The organism is Rhizobium centroccidentale, assembly GCF_030182565.1.
GTDB lineage: Bacteria > Pseudomonadota > Alphaproteobacteria > Rhizobiales > Rhizobiaceae > Rhizobium.
Window position 1 is genome coordinate 1 of the sequence record NZ_JAQJCG010000019.1, and the last position, 22,783, is coordinate 22,783.

The 22,783-nt window shown below is 59.5% G+C and carries 20 protein-coding genes and 1 tRNA gene; 12 read left to right on the forward strand and 9 right to left on the reverse strand.

What is annotated here, in order from left to right:
• Positions 1-20 precede the first annotated feature (20 nt).
• The 5 genes from PH562_RS22405 (at position 21) to PH562_RS22425 (ending at position 7,286) form a co-directional block, all read left to right on the forward strand.
• Positions 21-97 (forward strand) — tRNA-Met (locus PH562_RS22405).
• 353 nt (positions 98-450) lie between these two features.
• The gene (locus PH562_RS22410; RefSeq protein WP_285175706.1) at positions 451-2,013 is read left to right on the forward strand and encodes a Wadjet anti-phage system protein JetA family protein; all 1,563 of its coding nucleotides are present in this window, start codon (positions 451-453) and stop codon (positions 2,011-2,013) included.
• Positions 2,003-2,653, forward strand: a complete 651-nt coding sequence (locus PH562_RS22415) for a DUF4194 domain-containing protein (RefSeq protein WP_285175707.1) — start codon at positions 2,003-2,005, stop codon at positions 2,651-2,653. Before PH562_RS22410 ends, PH562_RS22415 begins: the two co-directional genes overlap by 11 nt.
• A complete protein-coding gene (locus PH562_RS22420; RefSeq protein ID WP_285175708.1) occupies positions 2,650-6,081 on the forward strand; it encodes an SbcC/MukB-like Walker B domain-containing protein in 3,432 nt (1,143 codons plus the stop codon). The genes PH562_RS22415 and PH562_RS22420 overlap by 4 nt, the downstream gene beginning before the upstream one ends.
• A complete protein-coding gene (locus tag PH562_RS22425; RefSeq protein ID WP_285175709.1) occupies positions 6,078-7,286 on the forward strand; it encodes a Wadjet anti-phage system protein JetD domain-containing protein in 1,209 nt (402 codons plus the stop codon). The genes PH562_RS22420 and PH562_RS22425 overlap by 4 nt, the downstream gene beginning before the upstream one ends.
• 217 nt (positions 7,287-7,503) lie before the next feature.
• Here PH562_RS22425 and PH562_RS22430 read toward each other — a convergent pair whose 3' ends face one another.
• The 4 genes from PH562_RS22430 to PH562_RS22445 are packed head-to-tail and all read right to left on the reverse strand — an operon-like array spanning position 7,504 to position 11,268.
• Positions 7,504-8,562 carry an ABC transporter ATP-binding protein gene (locus PH562_RS22430; protein WP_285175710.1) on the reverse strand — a complete coding sequence of 353 codons (1,059 nt, stop codon included), beginning with the start codon at positions 8,560-8,562 and terminating at the stop codon, positions 7,504-7,506.
• A 6-nt stretch (positions 8,563-8,568) separates the two neighbouring features.
• Positions 8,569-9,357: an ABC transporter permease gene (locus PH562_RS22435; RefSeq protein ID WP_285175712.1), complete on the reverse strand. Its 789-nt coding sequence runs from the start codon at positions 9,355-9,357 to the stop codon at positions 8,569-8,571.
• Positions 9,358-9,359: 2 nt separating this feature from the next.
• Complete coding sequence (locus PH562_RS22440; protein ID WP_113233634.1) at positions 9,360-10,184, reverse strand: ABC transporter permease; 825 nt, start codon at positions 10,182-10,184, stop codon at positions 9,360-9,362.
• A 46-nt stretch (positions 10,185-10,230) separates the two neighbouring features.
• The gene (locus PH562_RS22445; protein WP_483315372.1) at positions 10,231-11,268 is read right to left on the reverse strand and encodes an ABC transporter substrate-binding protein; all 1,038 of its coding nucleotides are present in this window, start codon (positions 11,266-11,268) and stop codon (positions 10,231-10,233) included.
• 271 nt (positions 11,269-11,539) lie between these two features.
• On the opposite strand from PH562_RS22445, the gene PH562_RS22450 reads away from it, so the two are divergent.
• From PH562_RS22450 to PH562_RS22470, 5 genes are all read left to right on the forward strand, one after another.
• A complete protein-coding gene (locus PH562_RS22450; RefSeq protein WP_285175716.1) occupies positions 11,540-13,417 on the forward strand; it encodes an adenine deaminase in 1,878 nt (625 codons plus the stop codon).
• A 211-nt stretch (positions 13,418-13,628) separates the two neighbouring features.
• Positions 13,629-14,474, forward strand: coding sequence for a sugar phosphate isomerase/epimerase family protein (locus tag PH562_RS22455; protein WP_285175718.1), 846 nt, complete (start codon positions 13,629-13,631; stop codon positions 14,472-14,474).
• A 334-nt stretch (positions 14,475-14,808) separates the two neighbouring features.
• Positions 14,809-15,597 carry an EAL domain-containing protein gene (locus PH562_RS22460; RefSeq protein WP_285175720.1) on the forward strand — a complete coding sequence of 263 codons (789 nt, stop codon included), beginning with the start codon at positions 14,809-14,811 and terminating at the stop codon, positions 15,595-15,597.
• 112 nt (positions 15,598-15,709) lie between these two features.
• Entirely contained in the window at positions 15,710-16,297 is a 588-nt protein-coding gene (locus PH562_RS22465; RefSeq protein ID WP_285175722.1) for a helix-turn-helix domain-containing protein, read from the forward strand.
• A 169-nt stretch (positions 16,298-16,466) separates the two neighbouring features.
• Entirely contained in the window at positions 16,467-16,916 is a 450-nt protein-coding gene (locus tag PH562_RS22470) for a Ros/MucR family transcriptional regulator (protein WP_113233639.1), read from the forward strand.
• A 145-nt stretch (positions 16,917-17,061) separates the two neighbouring features.
• On the opposite strand, the gene PH562_RS22475 is transcribed toward PH562_RS22470, so the two are convergent.
• Positions 17,062-18,669 carry an inorganic phosphate transporter gene (locus PH562_RS22475; protein WP_285175724.1) on the reverse strand — a complete coding sequence of 536 codons (1,608 nt, stop codon included), beginning with the start codon at positions 18,667-18,669 and terminating at the stop codon, positions 17,062-17,064.
• Positions 18,670-18,909: 240 nt separating this feature from the next.
• Between PH562_RS22475 and PH562_RS22480 the strand changes: the two genes are divergently transcribed.
• The gene (locus PH562_RS22480) at positions 18,910-19,218 is read left to right on the forward strand and encodes a GCG_CRPN prefix-to-repeats domain-containing protein (RefSeq protein ID WP_285175731.1); all 309 of its coding nucleotides are present in this window, start codon (positions 18,910-18,912) and stop codon (positions 19,216-19,218) included.
• A gap of 105 nt (positions 19,219-19,323) precedes the next feature.
• Here PH562_RS22480 and PH562_RS22485 read toward each other — a convergent pair whose 3' ends face one another.
• The 3 genes from PH562_RS22485 to PH562_RS22495 are packed head-to-tail and all read right to left on the reverse strand — an operon-like array spanning position 19,324 to position 20,947.
• On the reverse strand, positions 19,324-19,950 hold the full coding sequence (locus tag PH562_RS22485; RefSeq protein ID WP_113233642.1) for a hypothetical protein: 627 nt from the start codon (positions 19,948-19,950) through the stop codon (positions 19,324-19,326).
• 34 nt (positions 19,951-19,984) lie between these two features.
• The gene (locus tag PH562_RS22490; RefSeq protein ID WP_285175734.1) at positions 19,985-20,725 is read right to left on the reverse strand and encodes a CbtA family protein; all 741 of its coding nucleotides are present in this window, start codon (positions 20,723-20,725) and stop codon (positions 19,985-19,987) included.
• Between the two features lie 12 nt (positions 20,726-20,737).
• Entirely contained in the window at positions 20,738-20,947 is a 210-nt protein-coding gene (locus tag PH562_RS22495; protein WP_112512365.1) for a CbtB domain-containing protein, read from the reverse strand.
• Between the two features lie 243 nt (positions 20,948-21,190).
• Between PH562_RS22495 and PH562_RS22500 the strand changes: the two genes are divergently transcribed.
• Entirely contained in the window at positions 21,191-21,757 is a 567-nt protein-coding gene (locus PH562_RS22500) for a histidine phosphatase family protein (protein WP_285175739.1), read from the forward strand.
• Positions 21,758-21,855: 98 nt separating this feature from the next.
• Here the strand turns inward: PH562_RS22500 and PH562_RS22505 are convergent, their stop codons facing one another.
• Complete coding sequence (locus tag PH562_RS22505) at positions 21,856-22,620, reverse strand: SURF1 family protein (RefSeq protein WP_285175740.1); 765 nt, start codon at positions 22,618-22,620, stop codon at positions 21,856-21,858.
• Between the last annotated feature and the right edge of the window lie 163 nt (positions 22,621-22,783).

Genomic DNA, 22,783 nt, shown 5'->3' on the forward strand with positions numbered 1-22,783 from the left:
TTCGCGGTTTACGCTGGTGACGCGGGGTGGAGCAGCCCGGTAGCTCGTCAGGCTCATAACCTGAAGGCCGCAGGTTCAAATCCTGCCCCCGCAACCAATTACAAATAGGCCCGCTTCCAACGGGCTGCAGGCAAGCCCTTACAAAACACAAAACCCTCTCGAGGGCTTTTGATGCCTTTGACAGACGGCTCCATACCATTCAGATTCTGACCAGCTTAACCACGGAAGAGGTGTGAAGCAGGAAAACCGCAACTAAGTTTTGCCGAAACCCGTTGGTTCATATGCAGGCTTTCCAATTAGCCGATCTGTGACACAGCGCGGTGACCCTACCGGAAGGCAGATCTGTGGACAACTATGGCGCGTTCAATCTGTAGATGATTTCGCCGAAGAGAACACACTTGACTGGATTGGCTCTTTTGCGCCAGATTTCGTCGACGGCAGGGGGATATCTTGGCGGAAAGCGTTTCGACATCGTCGGCTGGGACATCTGGTCTGCGGCTATTTGGGCAGCTTGATCCAGACATATTCACACTGTTCACCGGCGCCAACCGCGCCCTTTTCGAACGGGCGGTACTTGCAGTTTACATGCGTTTCTACCGGTCAGATCTGTTGTTTCCCAGCCAGGCAGAGGTTGTGAATGGGATCTACGACTGCCTCAGCCGCGAGCCTGGCCTCTGGGCGGAAGACGAAGCCGCCATCGATCTGGATCGCCTGGTTTCGAGAACGGGCCGGCGGGTACGCCGCCGGCGCGTGGACGGCGTGGACGACGAGGCAACCGGAATTGCCATCAGCCGCAGCCGCCACATCTACAACCGTATGCTGCAGACCGGCTGGCTGGATGAAGCCAGTTACGGATTGAAAACGACCGTGGAGATGCCGTCGGGAGCGATGCGTCTGGCAGAGTTTCTGTGCTCGCTGAAAGAAGGCGCCGCCGAGCAGCTGGGCGGTCTGGTGATCGAGGTCCGCAATGCCATACGCGCGGTCGAGGAGAAGCCAGCGGAAAATGCGCTGGGGCTGAACAAGGCGGCGCGCGATGCGGCAGCTTTCGGGCGATACCTTCGCAGTGTCCTTTCAGCGCTGAGAGATATAGATCGCCAGGTTCTTTCCTCTGACACGCTTGCTGACCGCCTTAGGCATTATTTTGAGGATTTCGTCGAGCAGGTACTACTGCGAGACTACACGGCGATCACGACCACCGCCCATCCTTACCGCCATCGCCGCGCAATCCTGACGGCTCTTGAAAAGCTCGAAGATTCCAGCATCAATACGGACGCCATTGCAGATGCTTATCTTGAAGCGAAGCTGGTGCCGACCGTTATGGCAGGGCGCGATCTGGTCTATGAAGACATTGCCAGCATTCGCCGTGTGTTCGAGCGGATCGAAGAGGCGTTTGAAGCAATTCAGCGGCACCGCGCGAGACTTGAAACCAGGCTCCGCAACGTTGTCCGCTATGCTGGCAGACGCACCAGTTTTCTTCAGCGCAGTGAGCATCTTATCCAGAAGCTGGACGAGGTAATGTCGGGCTGCGCCGGCAATGTCACGATCCGCGGACCACTTGAGCCTCGCATACCCGTTATTGCGCCCGGTTTGCTGGCGAAGCCGCGTGGCGCACGCCCCGCCCTATCTGATGGCGACTTTTCGATGCCGCTGCCCGATCCGGTCATGGAGAAACGGCGGATATTGGAAAGGGCCTATCTCGAACGCCTCATCATCTCGCCCGCCAAGGTCAGCCGGTTTCTGGAGCGGCGCATTGTCCCGTATGGTCAGGCACATGGGGCATCTTTGCGCATTGAAACCGTCGATGACTTCCTCGCCTTCGAGGCCCTGCGATTGCTGGTCGCCAGCGGTCTCGGCGCCGATAGCGGCTCCCGGCTGTCGGTCGCGATGCGGAGCCGCTTCGAGTTCATTCGTGATGAGACGCGACCCATCTCGAATGACTGGCTTGAGTGCCCGGGCTTTATCGTCAAACGCCTCGATGGCGACGTTACACTGGAGATCGGCCATGCTTCATGAATTCGCGAGACTGGAAGAAGCCAATCCGCGCGACGCTGAGCGTGTCACGCGGCTCATTGCGCATCTGATGCGCGATCAGTTCGTTCACGTCGAGGACCGTGGGTCGGCCAGCCTGATGGAGACCTTGCATCGCCCCGCATTGAAGGCTCTGGTAGAGGCATATTTCGACGTAGCAGGCTATCGCCTAGTGCACCGCGAAACCGAAGGATGGGCTGGGATTCTGCCTGATCCGGAGCGGATAGTGTTGCCGCGAATGCGCACCGACGACACAGTCATGCTGCTGGTCCTGCGGCGTCTTTGGGAAGAAGCTTTGCAGCGTGGCGATATCGAGGACAAGGGCACGGTGCGTACGAGCCTCAACGAAGCCTATGCCGCCTATCAGGAGATCGTCGCCGGCGTGCGTCGCGCCAGTCTTCCGCCAGCCGCTTTCCGGGAGGTGCTGGAAACGCTGGAAAAACGCGCAATGGTTCGATTGGGACCGTTCGATTCTGACCTGCAGGATATGGATCTCGATATTCGCGCTCTTGTCGCGACACTCGCGGGAGACGACTTCGTCGCGTCACTGGAGGGCCTCCTTGCAGGCGTCGCCATTCCGTCTCCGGAGGCAAAAGACCAGGCAGCCGCGGCGGTGGTGTCATGATAGAACTCAGGCGAATTGTCCTGGTCAACTGGCATCTCATGGCGCGTGCCGATCTGGATCTGGCTGGCGACGCGGCAATTCTTGGAAAAAACGCCGCGGGCAAGTCGACGATTATCGATCTCATCCAAGCGGTTATGGCTGGCGGCTCGTCGAGGCTACACAAGTTCAACCGGTCGGCAGGCGAGGGTACCCAACGGTCGGAGCGCACCCTTGCCGGATACTGCCTTGGCCAGCTCAACGACGATACATTTCTTCGGGATGATGCGCGGAGCTATATCGCGCTGGTCTTTGAAGACCCGGATGGGCGGCGGCCGGTGACGCTGGGATTGGCGATCGAAGTGATGCGCGGGCAACCAGCCGATATCGTCGGCCGTTTCGTCGCGGATGGTGCCCGGCTGGATTCGGCAATGCTGACCGATGAGACGGATGGAGTGTTGCGACCGGCGGACTGGCGGGTTGTGAAGCGGCGGCTGGAACAGGCCTGCAATACGTCCAATGGCCAGCTTCACACGCATGAGGATGGCAGGACGTTCATCCGCGAATACATGCGCATACTCTTCACGAACAAGCTGCGCGGCGATCCTGAGCGGTTCATCCGCACCTTCGTCGTGGCGCTGTCTTTCACGGACATGCCGTCTGTCGAACAGTTCGTAAAGAAACATTTGCTGGAGCCAAACCCCATCAAGATAGACGAGCTGCGGGGTTCGATCGAGCGCTATCAGGAAATCAAGAAGACCATCGGCAGTCTGGAAGAGCGTCTGGAAGCGCTACGGTCAATCAGCCTTCAGATTCAAGAATATATCACGCTGCAGGACAAAGAAGCGACCTACCGGGCCATTGAAAAGACCGCGCTGCTCCGGGAAGCGCTAAGCGCTCTTTTTATCAACCTTTCGGATAGGAGGTTGAAGCAGGCCGAGTTGAGCTGGGCCGAGTCCGAACTCGACCGCGTGAGAGAAGAAATCGACCGGGAAATACAGACGCAGACCGCGATACGGGATCAATTGGCGGCGAGCGGCATACAAGGCCAGCGAAACGAGGTTGAAAGGCAGATCAAGGACCTCGACCGAGAGAGCGCCGTTGTTATGGAGAGGCTCAATCGGCGATACCTTTCAGCAGCCAGAGCCGTCGAACTGCTCAGGCTGCGCGATCGGCTGGCCGTCATCAATCCCGGCGAATTGATCCGCACTATCGGGCAGGTCGAAGAGGCCAGCCGTGGCGTCGCGCCGCCGGAATGGCCCAGAGACCCTGTTGGAATGGAGACAATGCTTGCCGCTGTGGCGGAAGCAGCCCGCTCGGGCATGGAGAAGGCCAAGCAGCAGCGTGACGAAGCAATCTCCCAAAAAGGTGAAGTCGAAAGAGATATAAAGCGCGACAGCGAACAACTCGAAGCCGCACGGCAGGGGCAGGTACTCCTCGATCAGGTAACCGTGAGGTTGATGGAAGCTCTGCGCCGCGAGGGTATGCGCCCCCGAACACTCTGCGAGGCCGCAGAAGTGGTCGATGAAAACTGGCGCGCTGCCGCCGAGTCGCTGCTGGGGCGCGACCGGGAAACGGTCATCGTCGATCCTGAGCATGCCTATCGGGCGACCGAGATTTTGAGGCGTGGCAGGGGCGACTATCCTGGCTGCCGTGTCGCGAATACCCGAAAGCTTCAGTCCCGCTCCAATATCTCGGAAAGCGGAACACTGGCCTCGGTCATCAATAGCGATGATCCACTCGTCATGGCATTCGTTGTGTTCAGGGTCGGGAATGTTCGTCTGGCAGCTAGCCAAGAAGAGCTTCTGTCCGGAGGCCGTGCCGTTATGGTCGACGGTGCTTATCATGATGGTCTCGTCACGGAGGTGCGGCGCGCCCAGGGGATGAAGATCGGCCGTGCCGCAGCGCCACTCATGATCGCGACGCTACAGCAACGGATCACCGGGCATACCGATCTCCTGCAGGTCCATCGTGGCAAGGAGCGCTTCTTCGACGATGTTATGCGCCGGCTTGAACAATGTGCCCAGCCGGTCGCGGATGCGGATAGGCTGGAAAGCATCACCACAGCCTACAGCGACCTTGCCGAGCGGCGAACCGAAGCCCGCGACCGCCTCGGAAGGATCGCGGCGCAGGTTGATCCGCGACTCACGGAGGCTGAAGCGCGCGCGACTCGCGCGATCAAAAGCCTGAATGAAGACCGGGATAGACTTGTGTTTCGACGCGCGACTCTAGAGGCTGAGCTTAAGCAGCTCGACGAAAAACTGCGCGGTGGAAATAATCAGCCGGGTTCGTGGCTTGCCTTGAACCATCATCGCCGCCAGTTCAAAATCGAGATTCATTCGGTAGGCCACTTCCAGGCGGTGCGGAAGCGCTATGCCGAATTCGCGTCGCGCTCACCCCGAAAGATCGCAGAGGATATGGCCAACCGGGCTAGTCAAGCCCGGGAGGACTATCGGGAACTGGAGCATCAGATTAGGGCTGCGCTCGGCCGCTACGCAATGGCTTTCCCGGATCCGCTTGAAGGCTACGCCCAGGCGCTCATTACTGGGGCCGTCAGAACTTGGGTAAACGACGGTATTGCTACACTTGAGGGGAATGAGCTTATCCGGTACCGGCAACTGGCCGATGAAATCGCAGATCATGTCACGTTGCTGTTCAAGACCACGTTCATTCATGAATTGAACAGCCGGTTTGGGCAAATGGAAGTCGAGATGGACAGGCTTGCCAAAGCACTCCGCTCCCGCCCGTTCAACAATGAAACCTACAGTCTCAAGGCTTCTATCAAGCAGGAGTTCGAGGATATTTACCGTCTCGTGCGCGATAGCGAGACCGACGACAGTGTGCTCGACGCATTGTTCGGACGTGCCCCGCCCCGGGATGAGCGGCATGGCAGGGCGATCCTGCAGGTTGAGCAATTGCTTGCGGATGACACCTTCGACTTCAGCGTCTTTCAGGAGTACCAGAATTACTTTACCTATGATCTGAAGATCTCGGACGCCGCCTCTAATCGCACGACGAGTTTCGATCGACGGCGTGGCGTTGCCAGCGGCGCCGAGCGGCAAGTGCCGTTCTATGTGGTGATCGGCGCTGCGCTTTCCGTCGCCTACCATGGCACGCGGCAGTCGGAAGATCATATCGGCATGGGCATGGGACTTGCGGTCTTTGACGAGGCCTTCAGCAAGATGGATGGGCCGAACCAGCGTACGTTGCTCGATTTCTATCGCGACATCGGCCTGCAGGTCGTCATCGCCGCGCCGACCGAGAAACGCGCCGTTGTCTATGAAAACCTGAACTACATCATCGATATATTCCGTAGCGGCGATGTCTCCATGGCGGAATCCATCAAGATAAAAGACAGAGCCCGCCGTGAGATGCGCTCGGCCAATCCGCAATATGTGACGAATGAGGAGTTGGCGGCACGCTTGAGCACGGAAAGCCAAGCCGCAGAATGAGCCGCCAGCGCTTTTCCGACATTGTCTCTCTGATCGATCACTTGCTCGACAGGTATGAGAAAAATCCGGACGCAAGCCGTTGGATAGCGGCGATTGATCAGGATGATCTGACCGTGAATGCCGGCGACGCATTCGCAGACGACCTCACCTCTCTGGAGAGGGACGGTGGAGTGGAGATCGTTTGGACCGGTCCGAAGTGGGAACGGTCTATCAAGAGCGTGAAGCTTCGCGATCCAGCCATTCTTTATCGACGCATCGAGCGACGGCCGGCCTCGGAGTTTGCGACGGAATCTCTTGCTGTACTGCGGGCTCGCGACGATCTTCCGGCGGGTGCCCGGCTGCTTCTCGACGAAGCCGCTCTCGCGTGGAGCCGCAAAGCTTCGTACCTAGGCATAAGGCCGGGTGAAGGCAAAACGCTCGGTAAAGTTCTTCGCCTTGCGGTAGCGGTGTCCGAGCGTCTTAGTGAATTATCGGCAAGCGAGGTAGACTTTCGCAGTTTCTCACGACTGCGATCCGGAGATAGCAAAACGCTCGAGCGCAATCTCGGTTCGATCCTATCGGCAATCCCAAGGTTTTCCGCGTTGACCGAGGCGCAAGCGGCGCTGGATGCGGAAGAGCTTCTTGCCAGTGCCGGGATCAAGCGGCTTCCCCAACCTGTCCTCATTTCCGGGGTAATCTCGTTAGACAGTCAGCCATTTCCGAAGATGCCTTTTACCGGGATACCGGCCGAGTGCGCTGGTCGCATCAATCTTTCGAAAAGGCCAGAATATGTGATGACGATCGAGAATTTTTCTTCTTTTGTTCGCTACGTCCGCGAAGTCGCGCAGAGTGAAAATGGACTGGTGATCTATTCTGGCGGCTTTCCGTCGCGGCCGGTGTTGGAGACCATAGTAAGGCTGACGAAGCAGGCCTATGTCCCAGTTTATCATTGGGGCGATATGGATGGTGGTGGAGTGCGCATCTTCCGCTATATCGAGCAACGCCTCGCAGCGATCGGCGTACACTTGCGGCCACATATGATGAATGCCGACCTCCTTCGTAAGGTTGGTTCGAAAACGCAGGGTGCAAATCGCGTCGGCGGCAGCATGAGGGAGAGCGCAATTGAAGAGCTTGCCTTGCTGATCGAGCAAGCAGGCCTCGCGCACGAACAAGAGGAATTCGATCCTCAAAGTCCGCTTGCAACTTCACGGTATGTTCACGCGTAAGATTTTGAATGACACCAACTATGGCTGGCGCGATCTTGGCTTTCCTTTGAGGAACTACGTTCTCTTTGAAACTAACGATTAAAAGATAATCTACGTATCAGAATTCACAATTCTCCGTGGACTCAGGCCCCCGCAACCAATCTTCCCCTGAAATCAATCATCGCTGAAGCCAAGCATAAGCGCCAATCGCCATCCGTAGCTCCTCGGTCGCTAAAGCTCACCCTTCAGGCTCCAGAATACAGCATTGCTCCGGCACCGGCATGAGCACTGCGCTGCTTCCAGCAGCCATCGGCTCCGACAAGGGGCCATTGGCGACGATAGCGCCGGCCACCGTCTCACATTGATATTGATAGGCGCGGCCGAGATAAGTGCGTGTTCCCAGAACCGCCGGCAACCCATCACCTTCCCCCCGAACCGAAAGACCATCCGCACGGCAGCCAAGAACAAAACTGTCCGCAAGCGGTCCGAAATCTTCCTGCGATACCGTAATGCGCCCGCCGCCTGTGACCTCGGCTGTGACGGAGGCGCCTTGCCGCTCAACAACACGCAGCGGCAGCAGGTTTTCGAAGCCGACGAAGCGGGCCACAAAATTGTTGGCGGGCTTGCGGTAGAGGGTCTCGGGTGTGTCGAGCTGCATGATGCGGCCGGCATTCATGATGGCGACGCGATCGGAGATCGAGAAGGCTTCTTCCTGATCGTGCGTGACGTAGAGCGAGGTCGTGCCGTTGGCGCGCTGAAGCTGGCGGATTTCGACGCGCATGTCGACCCGGAGCTTGGCATCGAGATTGGAGAGCGGCTCGTCGAACATGAGGAGCGGCGGCTCGATGACGAGAGCGCGGGCGAGCGCGACACGTTGCTTTTGGCCACCGGAGAGGGCGCCGGGCAGGCGGTCACCGAGGCCGGAAAGACCGACACGCTCCAGCATGGCCGCTGCCTTCCGCCGGCGTTCCTGTGTCGGCATGCGGCGCTGCTTGAGGCCGAAGGCGACGTTCTCGAGCACCGTCAGATGCGGAAACAGCGCATAGTTCTGAAACACCAGGCCGATATCTCTGGCATGCGCCGGCAGCGTCGTCAGATCGCGGTCGCCAAGGTTGATCGTGCCGCTCGTCGGCTGCAGGAAGCCGGCGACGAGCCGCAACGTCGTCGTCTTGCCGCAGCCGCTCGAGCCGAGCAGAGAGACGAGCTCGCCAGCCGCGATGGAAAGTGAAAGATCCTGCAGGACGGCGGTCTTGCCGTAATGGGCGCTGATGGAGTTGATGGAGAGCGATACGGTCACGAGCGGCTACTTTGTCAGGAAGGTGAGGCCCAGGGTGGCTTCGACGATCGCCATCACGGCGACGGTCACGAGCATCAACAACACGGAAACCGAGGCGATGGTCGGATCGAAGAACTGCTCCATATGGGCGAGGATCTGGATGGGAAGGGTGGAGATGCCCGGGCCTGTCAGGAAGACCGAGACCGAGACATCGTTGATCGACGTGATGAAGGCAAGAATGAAGGCCGCGATGACGCCGGCGCGGATATTTGGCAGCACCACCGTCATGAAGGTCTTCAGGGGCGGGCAGCCGAGGCTGATGGCAGCTTCCTCGATCGAGAAATCGAAACTTGCGAAACTGGCGCTGACGACGCGCACCGAATAGGGCAGCACCAGCAACGCATGGCCGATCAGGAGGCTTGGGAAGATCGGCAGACCGAGTCCGATCGTGATCGATTTCATCAGCGAAAAGCCGAAGACGATTTCCGGAACGAGGATCGGCAGCACGAAGAGCGTGGAAAGCCAGCGCGGCAGTTCGACCCTGTAGCGGCTGATGGCATAGGCGGCAGGGATGCCGATCAGCAGCGAAAGTGCCGTTCCGAGGAAAGCGAGCTCCAGGCTGGTGATCGCCGTCGTGCGGAAGGCTTCGATCTGAAAGATGTTCGAGAACCAATGCAGCGTCAGGCCCTGCGGCGGGAAGGTGAGATAGGTCGTGTCGCTGAAGGCGGCGCCGACGATGATGACGAGCGGCGCAAGCAGGAACAGGAAGACAAGGGCGGTGAAAGCGATGAGCGTGGGATGGACGGACTTTGTCATGGTCACACCGCCATCGGGTTCAGCCGTTGTGCGAGACGGCTCATGATTGCGACAATACCGATCGTGACCACCACCATGATGGCGGCGATCGTCGAGGCGCCGACCCAGTCGAAGGTGACCATGGCGCGCTGATAGAGGAAGGTGCCCATCATCATCTGCTTTTCGCCGCCGAGCAGCTGCGGCGTGGCATAGGAGGTGAAACTGCCGGTGAAAACCAGCACTGCGCCGACGATGAGACCGGGTGTTGCCAGCGGCAGGATGACCTGGCGAAAGGTCGCGGCCGGCGTGGCACCCAGCGAGGTCGCCGCCTGAATGAGATCCTGCGGTATGCCCTCGAGTACGCCCACAAGCGTCAGGATCATCAACGGCACGAAGAGATAGACCATCGCGACGATAACCGAGCCCTCGGTGTAAAGCATCGACAACGGTTCGCCGATGACGCCGATCGACATCAGGATGGTGTTGAGAATGCCATTCTTGCCAAGAATGATCAGCCAGGCAAAGGAGCGCACGACGACGCCGGTCAACAGCGGAAAGACGGCTGCGATGATCATCACGCTCTTGGCGCGGCCCGGCATCTGCGCGATCACATAGGCGGCGATGAAGCCGATGAACAGCGAGATCGCCGTCGTAATGAGAGCAACCTCGATTGTCCTGAAGAGTACGGTTCGGCGAAAACCGCTGGAGAAGAAAGCGACATAGGGGGAAAACACCCCCTTGGGTTCGCCGAAAGTCGCCGCGATCGTAATGACAACGGGAACGAGCAGGAAGAGCGTTACGGCGAGGATCGCCGGCGTCGCCAAACCCCATTTCATCAAATGTTTCATCAACCAAATTCCGTGAGAACGCCGCGGGATTGTGCGGCATGCCCTGTTACATGCCGAAGATCTCGTTCCAGCGATCGACCCAGTCCGACTGCGCCTGGATCAGCTTCTGATAGTCGATGCGGCTGAGCTTGGCGATCATCTCGGCGCCGTAGGTCCAGAGCTTGGCCTTTTCCGGCGGCAGCACCACCTTGGTCGAAACCGGGGCATCGACGCCCTGTTCGGCTTCCGCCTGCTGCACGTCCTTCGACAGGATGAAGTTGATGAACTGGTGCGCAAGCTCGACATTTTCCGAGCCCTTCGGAATATTGACAGTGTTGAGGACGGCGATATCGCCCTCTTTCAGGTTAGCCCAGGCCATCGTCGGGACGGCAGCGCGCAGCGATGACAGGACAAAATCCTGCGTCATCGCCACCTTGGCCTCACCCGTCGAGATCAGGTTTACCAGCTCGGAGCCGGTATTGTAATTCTTGACGACATTCGGCTTCAGCGCCTCGATGGCCTCAAACGCCTTGTCGGCATCGGCATAGGGATCGACGCCGGCAAGCATGCCGGCTTGGAGCACCGTCAGCGGCCCACCCGTCGTGGTGATGCCCGGAAGCGAAACGGCGCCCTTCAGGTCGTCGCGCCACAGATCGTTCCATGAGGTGATCGGCGGGTTCACCTTCGCCGTATCATAGACGATACCAATGCGGCCGATCGTGTAGGCGGGGCCGTAATTGCCTTGCGGCGCCTTTGCGATATCGTAGAGATCGGCAAGGTTGGAGATCTTGCTGCGGTCGACTTCCTGGAAGAGGCCCTGCTGGATGCCAAGCTGCGAATAGCTGTCCGTGAGATAGATGACGTCGACGCCCTTACCGCCGCGCAGCTTCAGCTTGTTCAAGCGATCGGCATTGTTGCCGGTTTCGAAAACGACATCGCAGCCGCAGATCTTCTTGAAAGGCTCGATGATATTGGCCTGCATCTTCTCGCCATTATAGCCCCACCAGGAAATGGTCAGCGTCTTTGCCTGGGCGAAGGCCGGCATGGCTGTTGCCACGGCAAGGAAAGCAAATCCCGCGACGCGGGCAAGGGAGAGGCCTTTCATTCTCGAAATCCTTTTGGTGAGTGAAAACGGGGCATATGTTTCAAGCTTCTAGGATACTATTTTTCGAGCACCGGCTTTACAAGCCCAACAAATGGGCAGGGTGGTGGTTTTTGCATTTCATAAGATGAATATACTGTGTTGTCGTGCACAATACTGGCTTATTGAAGTGCCTGAGATCATTAGGCTTCCTTGATCCAGTTCGGTCGGCTTTACAGGCTCGTGCGTCATCTTTACCCTCGGCTGATCGATTTCACTGGCAGGCATGCGTCTCATGGCATCCCCGAAAACAAAGCTTCCCGACGATCTGCTGATCAATGCGGCGGACGAAGTGCTGATCCGTCAGGATCTGACGTTGACAGCGCTCGGCCGCCGTCCGGCGGATCGGCTGCTGCGCGTCGGCAGGCTTTTGGATGTGCATAGCCGCACCTGGCTAGACGATCAGGAAATCATCATCAAGGGCAGGCGTATCGCCTATGTCGGCCCTGCAGGCAGTTATCAGGGCGAGGTGAGCGAGCGCGTGGACGAGCCGCATCTCGCAGCCGTTCCCGGTTTCGGCGAAGCGCACAAGCATATCGAAAGTTCGCATCTGACGCCGGAATGGGAAGCGGCTCTGGTTATGCCACATGGTGTCACCTGGACTTGCGAAGCGAGCCATGAATTTTCCAATGTGAATGGCGCCCGCAATCTGGAATTCTGGCTGGAGCCGCGCCGCCGCGGCTCGCCGATTAAGATATTCCCCCTGCCGGGATCGGCCGTTCCGCCGACCGCTTATGAATGGGGCGGCGGTCATTTCGGCTATGACGAGCAGAAGTCGTTTCTGAGTGAAAGCCTGATGGTGGCCGGCCTTGACGAGGTCATGGACTGGCCTTCGGTCAGCAATCCCGAGAATCCGGCTTACGATCGCCTTTGGAGCATGATCCGGGCGACGTTCGAGCAGCGTGGCGTCGTTGAAGGCCACGGCGCGGGCCTGCGTGATCTGCCGTCGATCAATGCCTTTGCCGGCGCCGGCCTTGCCTCAGATCACGAGGGCTGGTTCCTCGACGAGATCTGGGAGAAGCTGACGCATGGCCTGTTCATCGAGCTTCGGCCTCATTCCCTGCCCGAGGTCATCAAGGGGCTGATCGAGAAAGGCCTATCCGACTGGTCGCAGATCGCCTTCGTTACCGATGATCGCAGCGCCAGCGATACGCTGAAGATCGGCGCGACGGATCATAATGTTCGCCTTGCGATCGAGAATGGATTGGCACCCGAAATCGCTATTCAATGTGTGACGATCAATCCCGCTCGGCACATGCGGCTGACACCATGGGTCGGCTCGATTGCGCCTGGCCGCTTTGCTGATATCGTGCTGCTGGATGACGTCAAAACGCTGTCGATCGCCAAGGTCTGGGCCGATGGCAAGCCGGCAGCAGAAGGCAAGGTCTTCATCGGCGTTCGCCCAGAGATTGACTGGCCGGCATGGGCAACACGGACGGTCCGCATCGATCGGATCGTCATGGCGGAGGATTTTCGCATTGCCGCCCCGTCGGACACGGCCACGGCCAAGGCTGCGCTGCTGCGGCCGTTCCACTGGGCCGATGATTTCATCACCATGGATCTGCCGGTCCGCAATGGTGCCGTTGAGCGCGACCATGATCGCAACGTCACGAAATTCGCGATCGTCGACCGTTTTTCCGGCGAGGCCAAGGTCGCGCGCATGTTCTGGCTGGGAACTGGGCCACGCACGCCGGATACGGCACTTGGCGCTACACTCGGTCACGATAAGCACAATATCTGGGTTGTCGGCTCCTCCGACGAAGCCATGGCCATGGTTGCCAATGCGCTGAAGGAGCAGCAGGGCGGCTGGGTGCTGGTTTCGGGCGGCAAGGTCCTCGCCCGCGTCCGCTATGAAGTCGGCGGCTTGATGACGGCGCGTTCGGCCGAAGAGCTGGATGCGGAGATGCAGGCGCTCTATAAGGCTGGCGCCGAGATCGACTGGATGTATGAGCCGACCTTCTCGCCGCGCTGGTGGCCGGGCTTTCCCGAACGGCTTTCCTTCGCGACGCTCACTTGCGCGCCCTGGCGCTGGGTTCTGGTTGCGCCCTCCGAACGGGCGCCGGAAGGCTTCGTCAATGTCGCGACCGGGGAAACCCATCCGATCGTCTGGTGAGGATATCCATTTTTCATATTCTGAATATCCGCCGCCACGCCATTGATCGGTGATAAGCTTCCCTACCGGGTGGATTGTGATCGGAGCTTGACGGCCGAAGTCGGCTCCTTAATTATCTATTTGGTTACTTATGTCGAGCCTCAGACCGCGGAAGGGTGGAGCATACCCATCCCTACGTCGAGTGAGCGGCAACCGGGCGGAGGAGGCTCTGGTGATTGCAGTTGATAGTGACAGCTCGCAGACGAGGTCGGCATTTTCCACGCTGGGATGTGCGGAATTCGAATTGAGTGAAGCGCTTGGATTGGCGACCAAGCATGGCATCGACGCCATCGAAATCCGCGCCCTTGGCGGCACTGTCGATCTGGTTGCCTATTTCACCGAAAGGTTCGGTTCTCCGGCCGGTCTGGCCAAAGTGCTGCAGGCCTCTCCCGTAAGCGTCTGTGCCTTCAATACTTCGCTGCGTCTTGTCGGCGCGACAGCCCAGGCAAAGGAAGAGTTCCTGCGTTATCTTCCATGGGCTGAGGCCGCCGGCGTTCTTTCGCTCCGGGTTTTCGACGGCGGCGAAACCGCCGACAGGGGCGAACTGGCCGAGGCGCTGGCGACGCTGCAATGGTGGCGTGAGACTGCGGAGCGTGAAGGCTTTCGTGCGGCTATGGTCGTCGAGACACATGATTTCCTTGCGTTGCCGGACGCTATTCCGCGCTTCCTTGAAATAGCGCCCGATTGCGCTCTTATTTGGGACACACATCATACCTGGCGCAAGGGCGGGCAAGATCCCGTCGAAACCTGGAAGCAGGTTCGGCGCAACACTCGACATCTCCACATCAAGGACAGTGTTTCTAGGCCGGGGCCGAGACTGCCCTATAGTTACGTGCTGCCCGGTACCGGCGAGTTCCCGATGCCGGCGTTGCGGTCAGCGCTCGATACCGATGGTTACGCCGGCATCATGAGTCTGGAGTGGGAAAGATTGTGGCACCAGGATCTGCCGCTTCTGGATCTGGCCCTGCAGGCGGCGCGGCAAAGCGGCTGGTGGTCCCAGGCGACAAGTGGTGAATAATTGTTGAAGAGTATTGATATTTTAATTTAGTTGTATGGGAGAAGGCTACGCGGAGATTGACTTTTGCAGCGCTAATTAATTAGTGTATTAGCAATTATTAAATAACTATCTCGTAGGCATGTCCGTGCCGAGTTGACTACGGTCTTCGGCGCAATATTTCCAGCTCGATGAAGGGGGCCTCAATGATTGAGGTTTGAGGGTGTCTGGAAGATGGAAGAGGCGGATTATAGACACCGGAATCCGATGTTTCGGCGGGAGGCGCGCCGTTCATCACCCGCTGCTTCCTGCTCCTGGATGTTCCTCGATCGCCGCGTCGCCCCGAAAGGGAAGTCCGATGAACGGTAGTGCAAGCCGCGAGGAGGAGGGGCATGGAGCCCTGATCTTGAAGGCGATCGCCGAAGGGGGCCTGGGTTTTGCGGCACAATGGATTCATGATGCTGCAAATGTCGGCAAGGTGTTCTACGCGGAAAGCCTGGCGCGCGTAACGGACTCGGACGGAACCGTGCACACGGCCGGCACCTTCGTCTCGCTGCTCGAGCGGCAGGATCGCTGGTTCGATCTCGATCTGCGTATTCTGGACATGGTGCTGTCCGATCTGGCTGTGGATGAGGCACTGGTTCTCGGTTTCAATCTCTCCGCCGCCAGCCTGTCGCACTCCGATCGGTTCGCTGAAATATTCGGCCGAATCAGCCGCCGTCCGGAGCTTGCTTCGCGCCTCATCATCGAGGTCACCGAAAGTTATCCCGTGGTTGGCGTATCCATCGAGCGCATGAAGATGATCCGTGATCTCGGGTGTCGTATTGCCATTGATGATTTCGGCTCCGGCTTCGCCACGCCAGCGTCGCTGTTGCAGGTACCAGCCGATATCATCAAGATCGATGCAGCCTTCGTGTGGGATAACAGGCGAGGCCGCGACGGAAGCGACAGCCTCTCCCATCTCGTCGGTTTTGCCGCCTGCTTTGCTCCCTTCGTCGTCGTAGAGGGTATCGAAACCAGCTCTCAGCTCGATGTGGCGAGGGAAGCGGGCGCAACGCATGTACAGGGCTTCCTGCTGTCGAAGCCGGTTTCCTTGGCCCAGCTCCGGCGCTACAAGCGGAAAGCCGTCTTGCGGGGGGTGGAATGATTGTTCCTGCCGCTTTCCCGCCGGATATGGCCGCGATCTCCAAACCTTATGCATGGCGTATGTCTGCCGGTCTTTCGCCGAAGCCTGCCATCAGGGCTTTGCAGGTGACGTCATGATCAAGCACCCGGCTTTCACATCGGCCTATCAGATCTCGGCGGCCCGAGCGACGAGCGAGCTCAAGGCGAAGACATTGCTGCGCGCTTTTGTGAGCCGGCTTCGCATCGCCTTTTCCGGGAGCGGCGAGTTGGCCGCCACATTCGTCGGCGGAGCCGAGCCGCATGTCCTAATCTGCGATCAGGCGGCCGAAGCGATTGGCCGCGTAAGCATAGATGCCGAGACCGGACTCTATGTCCTATGCGAGCTCCGCGGTCATGCTGACGACGTCGTCATCGTGACCGCGAGCGAAAATCGATTGATCGAGGAGATTACCCTCCATCTTGGCGATGGCCGTTTGCTCCAGGGAGCGGTCGATACCGCCGTCAGCAGCCTTGTGGGCCAAACGATGGAGGATGTCGAGCGCAAGCTCATCCTTCAGACGCTGCAGCATTGCGGCGGTGATCCCACTCATACGGCGTTCATGCTCGGCATGCCGCTCGTCACTCTTTGCAACAAGCTGGCGGTCTACTTCTCGGACCCCGCCGACGAACTGCCGCAGACTGTTGCGGATACGGGATACGGAGCGAAAAGCTACCGGCTGTGATTGCGCACGCATTTCATGCGGACGCATTGTGCCCCGGTTGTCAACCGGGATCGCGCCCCTGGAACAGGGCGCAAATCGAAACGGCGCGCTGCCCGGCTGCGGGTATCGCGCATAATGCAATTCGAGCGGGGCGGCGCACGAGGAACCAAATGAGATCCGGGAAAAGATCATGGATTCTTTCAGCGAGAGAAAAGACCCCGTACCCCAGAAGACGCCTGCTTTGTTCGATGGCTGCGTGAAGATCGTTTCGGCCTATGTCAGCCACAATGCCATCCCTGTTCACAGCCTCCCCAAGCTTATCAAGGATATTCACGAGGCGCTGCAGGCATTGAATGGGTCGGCTTCGATCGTCGATCGAAGCAATCTGGTGCCGGCGGTGGATTTGAAGAAATCGGTGACAAACGACTACATCGTCTGCCTCGAGGACGGCAAACGCTTCAAGACGTTGAAGCGCCACTTGCGCGTGCATTATGGCATGACGCCCGAGGAATACAGACAGAAATGGGGACTTGCTCCCAACTATCCGATGGTTGCGCAGAATTACGCCCACCGTCGTTCGGAACTCGCCAAGATTTCCGGCCTCGGTGCGAATGGCAGCAAGAGGGAAGGCGTCGGCTGAAGCAATTCGCAACAGGCGCCTCACGTGCTCCTGACGGCGTGGCTTCGCTCCATGCGAGTGCAGGCGGAATGCTGCAAATAAAATGGCGCCCCTTCAGGAGCGCCATTGTCTTATCGAGACTGTCCGACGTCTTTACCGACGAGGATTAGAAGACCTGGCGCAGCACGATGAACAGCACGAAGGCAAGCGCGATCGAGGCCGGTAGCGTCAGGATCCAAGCCATCAGCATGTTGCGCACGGTCGACCATTGAAGGCCGGAACCGTTGGCGGCCATGGTGCCGGCGACGCCGGAGGACAGGACGTGCGTGGTCGAGACCGGCAGGCCGAGATGGTCGGCGGCGCCGATGGTGAGCATGGCGACGACTTCGGCGGCAGCACCCTGGCCATAGGTCAGATGCGTCTTGCCGATCTTTTCGCCGACGGTGACGACGATACGCTTCCAGCCGACCATGGTGCCGAGGCCGAGTGCCAAGGCGACGGCAACCTTCACCCAGAGCGGGATGAACTTGGTCGCGTGATCGACCGCGGCATGATAGTTGGTCACGGCCTTCAGGTCGTCGGCGCTCATCGGCAGCAGTTTCTGCTTGTCGATCAGCTTCAGCGATTCACCGATCAGGTAGATGTCGTTGCGAACGTTGCCGACGAGCCCGTTCGGCAGCTTCTCGACGCTTGGATAGGCTGATATCTCGGCGCTGGTGGCGTGAATATAGGCCTGGAGCGCCGGCGTCGTCGCGTCCGTCCAGGTCTTGCTCTTGACGGCGGCGGCGACCGCGGCCTTCGGATCGGCCGACGCCGCAACGCCGGGCTTCACATATTTGCCGAGCACCGTCTCGACTTGCGTGGAGGCGGTTTTGTAAGCTTCGAGATAGTTGACGTCAGGCGTCTTGTTCAGCGCGAAGGCTGTGGGCACGAGACCGATGAGGATGAGCATGATCAGGCCCATGCCCTTCTGGCCGTCGTTCGAGCCATGGGCGAAGCTGACACCGGTGCAGGTGAAGATCAGCAGGCCGCGGATCCAGACCGGCGGCGGCGCATTGCCCTTCGGCGCTTCATAGAGTTCCTTGTTGCGGATCAGCACCTTGGCGACCAGCAGCAATATTGCAGCCATGGCAAAGCCGATGATCGGCGACAGAAGCAGCGACATGCCGACGCTGCTCGCCTGCGACCAGTCGACACCGCTGGTGGCGGAGCCGGCGGGCGCCAGGAACTGGTTGGCGAGACCGACGCCGATGATGGAGCCGACGAGCGTATGCGAGCTCGAAGCCGGCAGGCCGAGATACCAGGTGCCGAGGTTCCAGATGATGGCGGCCGTCAACAGCGCGAAGACCATCGCCAGACCGGAGCCGGAGCCGACCTGCAGGATGAGCTCGACGGGCAGCAGCGCCAGGATGCCGAAGGCGACGGCGCCTGAAGAGGTGAGAACGCCCAGGAAGTTGAAAAAGCCCGACCAGATAACGGCGAATTCGGCCGGCAGCGAGCGCGTATAGATGACGGTTGCCACAGCATTGGCCGTATCGTGGAAACCGTTGACGAATTCGAAGCCGAGCGCGATCAGCAGTGCCAGACCGAGCAGGATCCACGGAACGGCGGCGGCTTCGGCAAGGTCGCTTCCCAGGGCATAGCCAACATAGGCGAGACCGGCCAGCACAACGACACCGAAGATCGGCAGAAACCATTTTGCCGAACCACCGGCGCCGTGAATTGGATGGTTGGCATTGCCACCCTCCGACGTGTTTGAAGCGAGGTCGACCATCCCAAACTCCTTTATGGCAATTGATATCGTTGGTGTAAGCCTCCTTCATGAAACTCTCGTGACGCGCGAGCAGGTTGCGGCTGGCTGCAAAGACCGGCCAAAGTATGCTTTTTTGGCTGTGGGCAGGCGTTTGGTCTGATCTTGATTTCGCCGTCAAATGGCCTTTTTCGGTTCAGCCGGCGTTCATACCTTTGGGGGTTAAATCCCGCATGTAAGGGACTTGGATAGAGGGCCATCAAAATGAGATCGTCCGTGATTGCCATCGCTGCCTTGTTCGGCAGCTTGGTTGTATCTTCGGCAGAGGCAATGCCTATCCCAGCCGTTGGGACAACGGCCTCAGTGCCGATCGTAAAAGTTGACTATGCCTGCGGTCGTGGCTGGCACCTGACGCGCTGGGGCGAATGCCGCCCCAATCGTTGGGGTCCGCCGCCCCGGCGCTGGGGGTACTACAGGCCGCCACCGCCGCCGCCATGGGGCTGGCACGGCCATCGCCATCATCGCGATGGTTGGGGCAACGACCGCTGGCGTGATCGCCGGCGCGACTGGTAAGATCAGAAACACCGCCGCACTTTGCGGCGGTGTTTTGCTGTGCGCAGTTCCGAAAAAAATGCGTTGCAGTTTTCCGTCCGGAATTGCATGAACACAGAGCGGTTCTTAAGGCTGAGCTTGCGGCCGTAACGCGCGCGCTCCGAGCCAGAGTCCCGCAAGAACAAGCAGGCTGGCCGATAAGATCGCAGCAAGGCTTTTCGCATGGAGTGCGATGTCGGCAAGTTTGGGCCGGATGAGATCGGCCGTGTTGAAGTTCTCGCCGCTGAATTTGCACAAGACGAGCGAGAGGTTGTTGCGCACGAGTGCCGCGTCGATATCGGAGACGAGATCGTCGACCGATGCCTTCTCCACTTTCATTGCTCGCATCTGCAGCAGCACCGCCTTCGCTGCGGCGAGATAGGCGTGGGAGCATTCGTTGAATGGGCTTTCCTCGTCGCTGACGCTGTCCGGCATCAGGCCCCAGAGGCAATAGGCGCGCTGGATCTGCGCAAAGTTCAAGAGACGGCGGAAAGTTTCGTCGGTATCCGACATGCTCTCGGCAAGCGAGACGATCCGCCCGTAATAGGGGGCGATCACAGCCATCTCGCCATGGGTGAGGCTAGGGATCGGGATGCCGGCCTGGCTGCCGGATGAGCCGCCGCCATGCGCGGCAACCGAAGCCGGCCAACCCGCAGCGATGAGACAGAAGATTGCAAACAGGACGCTGAGTGGATACAGGCGTCTCCCGCGCATGTTGCCATGCGCGGGATGCGATCTATTTACCACACTAGGCCCGGCGCAGAGCCGCATTGCCGTAGCGTGTCTGCGGCAGCAGGTGTTCCGCCCAGGCACCGAAGACAAGGCCGAGCGTCGTCCAGAGAATGGCGTGCATGCCGAGCGATGTGATGCGGAAGCGCCAGAGCACGACGGCGGAGAATTGCTCAGGCACTTCGTTGATCGAGGGAAGCAGATATTGGATCAGCGCGATGAAGACGAGGTAGCCGATTCCGGCGATGATCGCACCGTTCCAGGAGCCATATCGCGCCGCCAGCCTGCGACCGAAGCCCACGGCGACCATCATGCCGACGACGGAGGCAACGATCATGATGAAGAACAGTTCCGTTCTCGCACCGATCGTCTCGGGATTGCCGACGGCCGGCGGATTCGCCGGATACTTGATGTCGGGCACGAGAGAAATCGTCACGAAGGCGGCGAGCGCGAGCAGAGCTGCCGTGCCGCGCGCGCCGAGAGGGCTGACGCGGCCGTAGACAAAGGAAAAGACCAGCGCGAACAATCCGCCTATTGCGGTCGAGAAGATCACGCTGCCGGTAAAGAGGCCGATGCCCGCCTGTGTGGCGCGGCTGACGATTTCCGGTTCCGGCGCTTCGCCGGCCGCCTGTGCGGCCTTTTCCTCAAAGCCGATGGCCCAGTCGACCAGCGGTTCGCCGAAGATATGGGCGAAGGCAAAAACGAGAATACCGGCAAGGGCCCCGACGATCATGCCGCGGAGCAAAAGACGTCCAACCATGTGCTTGACCCCTTAGTGGCAGGGGAAGCCGAGAAGGTGACGGGCGTCATGCACGAATTCGTGCACATACATGCCCGAGATGAGCGAGGTCGCGCCTTCCTCTGCACCGATGAAATAGATCGCGAGCAGCATCAGCAGGCCGGCAAAAATGGCCCAGGGCAGAATTTGGCCGAGCGGAATCGGCTGCGGAATTGCGGTTGGGGCGAAAGTCGTGTCGGACATTGTATTTCCCTCTTGAAGAAAAGCGCGTTCCATTTGCGGAAGGGTTTTTGCGGGAAGGGTCTGGCTCTCGAAGGCGAAGCGTCCGTCATCGATTACAGTGGCGCGACCGCGCCGGAATTCCACCGGCTTCCGCACCCGCAAGTGCAAGTTTATATCTATTTGTAAAGATGGTTGTCAATCAAGCGCCACAGCGATGCGAAATCGCGACAAGAGCGCGGCAGGGGATGGAGTTGAGACAGTCTCATGAAAACGCGTTTGAGCTGGATTTGCCATGGGGCGACGCAAGCCAATCGGAATGGCTGCTTTCCGGATGACGAGCCCTTGGAGGCGAAGGCGGCTCAGCAGGTTCAATCCTTATCCTTCGGGCTGGGGGCGATCGATCGGGTCTGGACCAGCCCGGCTCTGCGTGCGCGCCAGACCGCCGCGGTTCTCGGTCTCGATGCCATCCCGGATGTCGCCTTGCGCGAATGCGATTATGGCGACTGGCGCGGGCAATCGCTCGCCGAACTGCATGAAAGGGACGCGGATTCCCTGGCGCTCTGGATGACGGATACGTCGGTCGCGCCACATGGCGGGGAAGCCCTCTCGTCGGTCATGAAGCGTGTAGGCGAATGGATGGGAAACCATATCGAGGATGCCGGCCATATCGTCGTCATCACCCATGCGAGCGTTATTCGCGCTGCAGTTCTGCAAGCCCTGCAGTCGCCGCCTGCGGCATTCTGGGCTGTTGATGTCGAGCCGTTCGGGATTGTCGAGATGACGAGCGACGGCCGACGCTGGCAGCTTCGTTTTCCGAAAATGACAATATAGAGCGGCACCGGGAAGTGTATGGAGGAGTATGGTGCCCGGAACTGCGCGAAAACGCAGGGCAGAGCGCCCGCTCTCCTGCAGCGGAAATGCTCCGGTGCTCAGCGGGTGGCTTTTGCCCGCTGCCGCTCGAAATAGACGAGATAGATGGCCAGGCCCAATGTCATCGCGGCCAGTCCATACCAGGTGATGGCATAGACGAGATGGCTGTTGTGGAAGGTGATCTGCGTCAGCCCGCCCACGGGCAATCCACCGGGATTTTTCGCATCGTCGGCATCGATGAAGTAGGGCGCCACGTTCTGCAACCCGCGAGCCTCGGCAATCGCTGCCACGTCGCGTGAATACCAGCGCTCGTCCGCCGGCACGTTCGAACGCAGTAGCGTGCCTTTGGGCTCACTGACCCTGAGTAGGCCAGTCACGGTCGTCTCGCCAGCAATTTCGCCTTCGGTGCGCGTCGCTGGATTGCGCTTCTCTGTGGGAACGAAGCCGCGGTTGACGATGACGATCGTGCCGTCTGCAAGCTTCAGCGGCGTCAGCACCCAATAGCCTGCGCCGAGCTCAGTCGAGGCATAGACCTGCGCTTGCCTGTCATTGAGGAAAATGCCGCTTGCCCGGACACGCTTGTATTCCGAGTTTTCTGCCGTGATATCGGCCCATTGCGCCGGACCGGGAGCCGGAACCGCCGGCGCATGCACGCGCGCATCGACCCTGGCGATCAGATCCAGCTTCCAGTGCAGCCGCTTCACCTGCCATGTGCCGAGCCCGATGAGAAGCGCCGTCAGAAGCAGAAGCAGCGATACCCAGATGGCAAGGGTCAGCATTGAGCGCTGCTTGCCGGGAGATGTGGTTGAGGAAATGTCGGTCATGGCGCTGGTTTCCGGGGGTAGGGCAATCGCATATGAAGCAGGTCGCTGCCGCACACACCTTCTCCCCAACGGGGGAGAAGGTGCCGTCACGCGGATGAGGGGGGCCTGCCGCGAGTACGAAAATCCATGAATTCAGGCCGGAAAGCCCCCTCATCCGACCCTT

What these genes read in the sequence shown, in the direction of transcription:
- PH562_RS22470 (WP_113233639.1), top strand. Translation starts at nt 16,467, where the DNA reads ATGGATTCTTTCAGCGAGAGAAAAGACCCCGTACCCCAGAAGACGCCT.
- PH562_RS22460 (WP_285175720.1), top strand. Translation starts at nt 14,809, where the DNA reads ATGAACGGTAGTGCAAGCCGCGAGGAGGAGGGGCATGGAGCCCTGATC.
- PH562_RS22490 (WP_285175734.1), bottom strand. Translation starts at nt 20,725, where the DNA reads ATGGTTGGACGTCTTTTGCTCCGCGGCATGATCGTCGGGGCCCTTGCC.
- PH562_RS22450 (WP_285175716.1), top strand. Translation starts at nt 11,540, where the DNA reads ATGGCATCCCCGAAAACAAAGCTTCCCGACGATCTGCTGATCAATGCG.
- PH562_RS22475 (WP_285175724.1), bottom strand. Translation starts at nt 18,669, where the DNA reads ATGGTCGACCTCGCTTCAAACACGTCGGAGGGTGGCAATGCCAACCAT.
- PH562_RS22480 (WP_285175731.1), top strand. Translation starts at nt 18,910, where the DNA reads ATGAGATCGTCCGTGATTGCCATCGCTGCCTTGTTCGGCAGCTTGGTT.
- PH562_RS22445 (WP_483315372.1), bottom strand. Translation starts at nt 11,268, where the DNA reads ATGAAAGGCCTCTCCCTTGCCCGCGTCGCGGGATTTGCTTTCCTTGCC.
- PH562_RS22425 (WP_285175709.1), top strand. Translation starts at nt 6,078, where the DNA reads ATGAGCCGCCAGCGCTTTTCCGACATTGTCTCTCTGATCGATCACTTG.
- PH562_RS22440 (WP_113233634.1), bottom strand. Translation starts at nt 10,184, where the DNA reads ATGAAACATTTGATGAAATGGGGTTTGGCGACGCCGGCGATCCTCGCC.
- PH562_RS22485 (WP_113233642.1), bottom strand. Translation starts at nt 19,950, where the DNA reads ATGCGCGGGAGACGCCTGTATCCACTCAGCGTCCTGTTTGCAATCTTC.
- PH562_RS22505 (WP_285175740.1), bottom strand. Translation starts at nt 22,620, where the DNA reads ATGACCGACATTTCCTCAACCACATCTCCCGGCAAGCAGCGCTCAATG.
- PH562_RS22465 (WP_285175722.1), top strand. Translation starts at nt 15,710, where the DNA reads ATGATCAAGCACCCGGCTTTCACATCGGCCTATCAGATCTCGGCGGCC.
- PH562_RS22415 (WP_285175707.1), top strand. Translation starts at nt 2,003, where the DNA reads ATGCTTCATGAATTCGCGAGACTGGAAGAAGCCAATCCGCGCGACGCT.
- PH562_RS22500 (WP_285175739.1), top strand. Translation starts at nt 21,191, where the DNA reads ATGAAAACGCGTTTGAGCTGGATTTGCCATGGGGCGACGCAAGCCAAT.
- PH562_RS22435 (WP_285175712.1), bottom strand. Translation starts at nt 9,357, where the DNA reads ATGACAAAGTCCGTCCATCCCACGCTCATCGCTTTCACCGCCCTTGTC.
- PH562_RS22420 (WP_285175708.1), top strand. Translation starts at nt 2,650, where the DNA reads ATGATAGAACTCAGGCGAATTGTCCTGGTCAACTGGCATCTCATGGCG.
- PH562_RS22495 (WP_112512365.1), bottom strand. Translation starts at nt 20,947, where the DNA reads ATGTCCGACACGACTTTCGCCCCAACCGCAATTCCGCAGCCGATTCCG.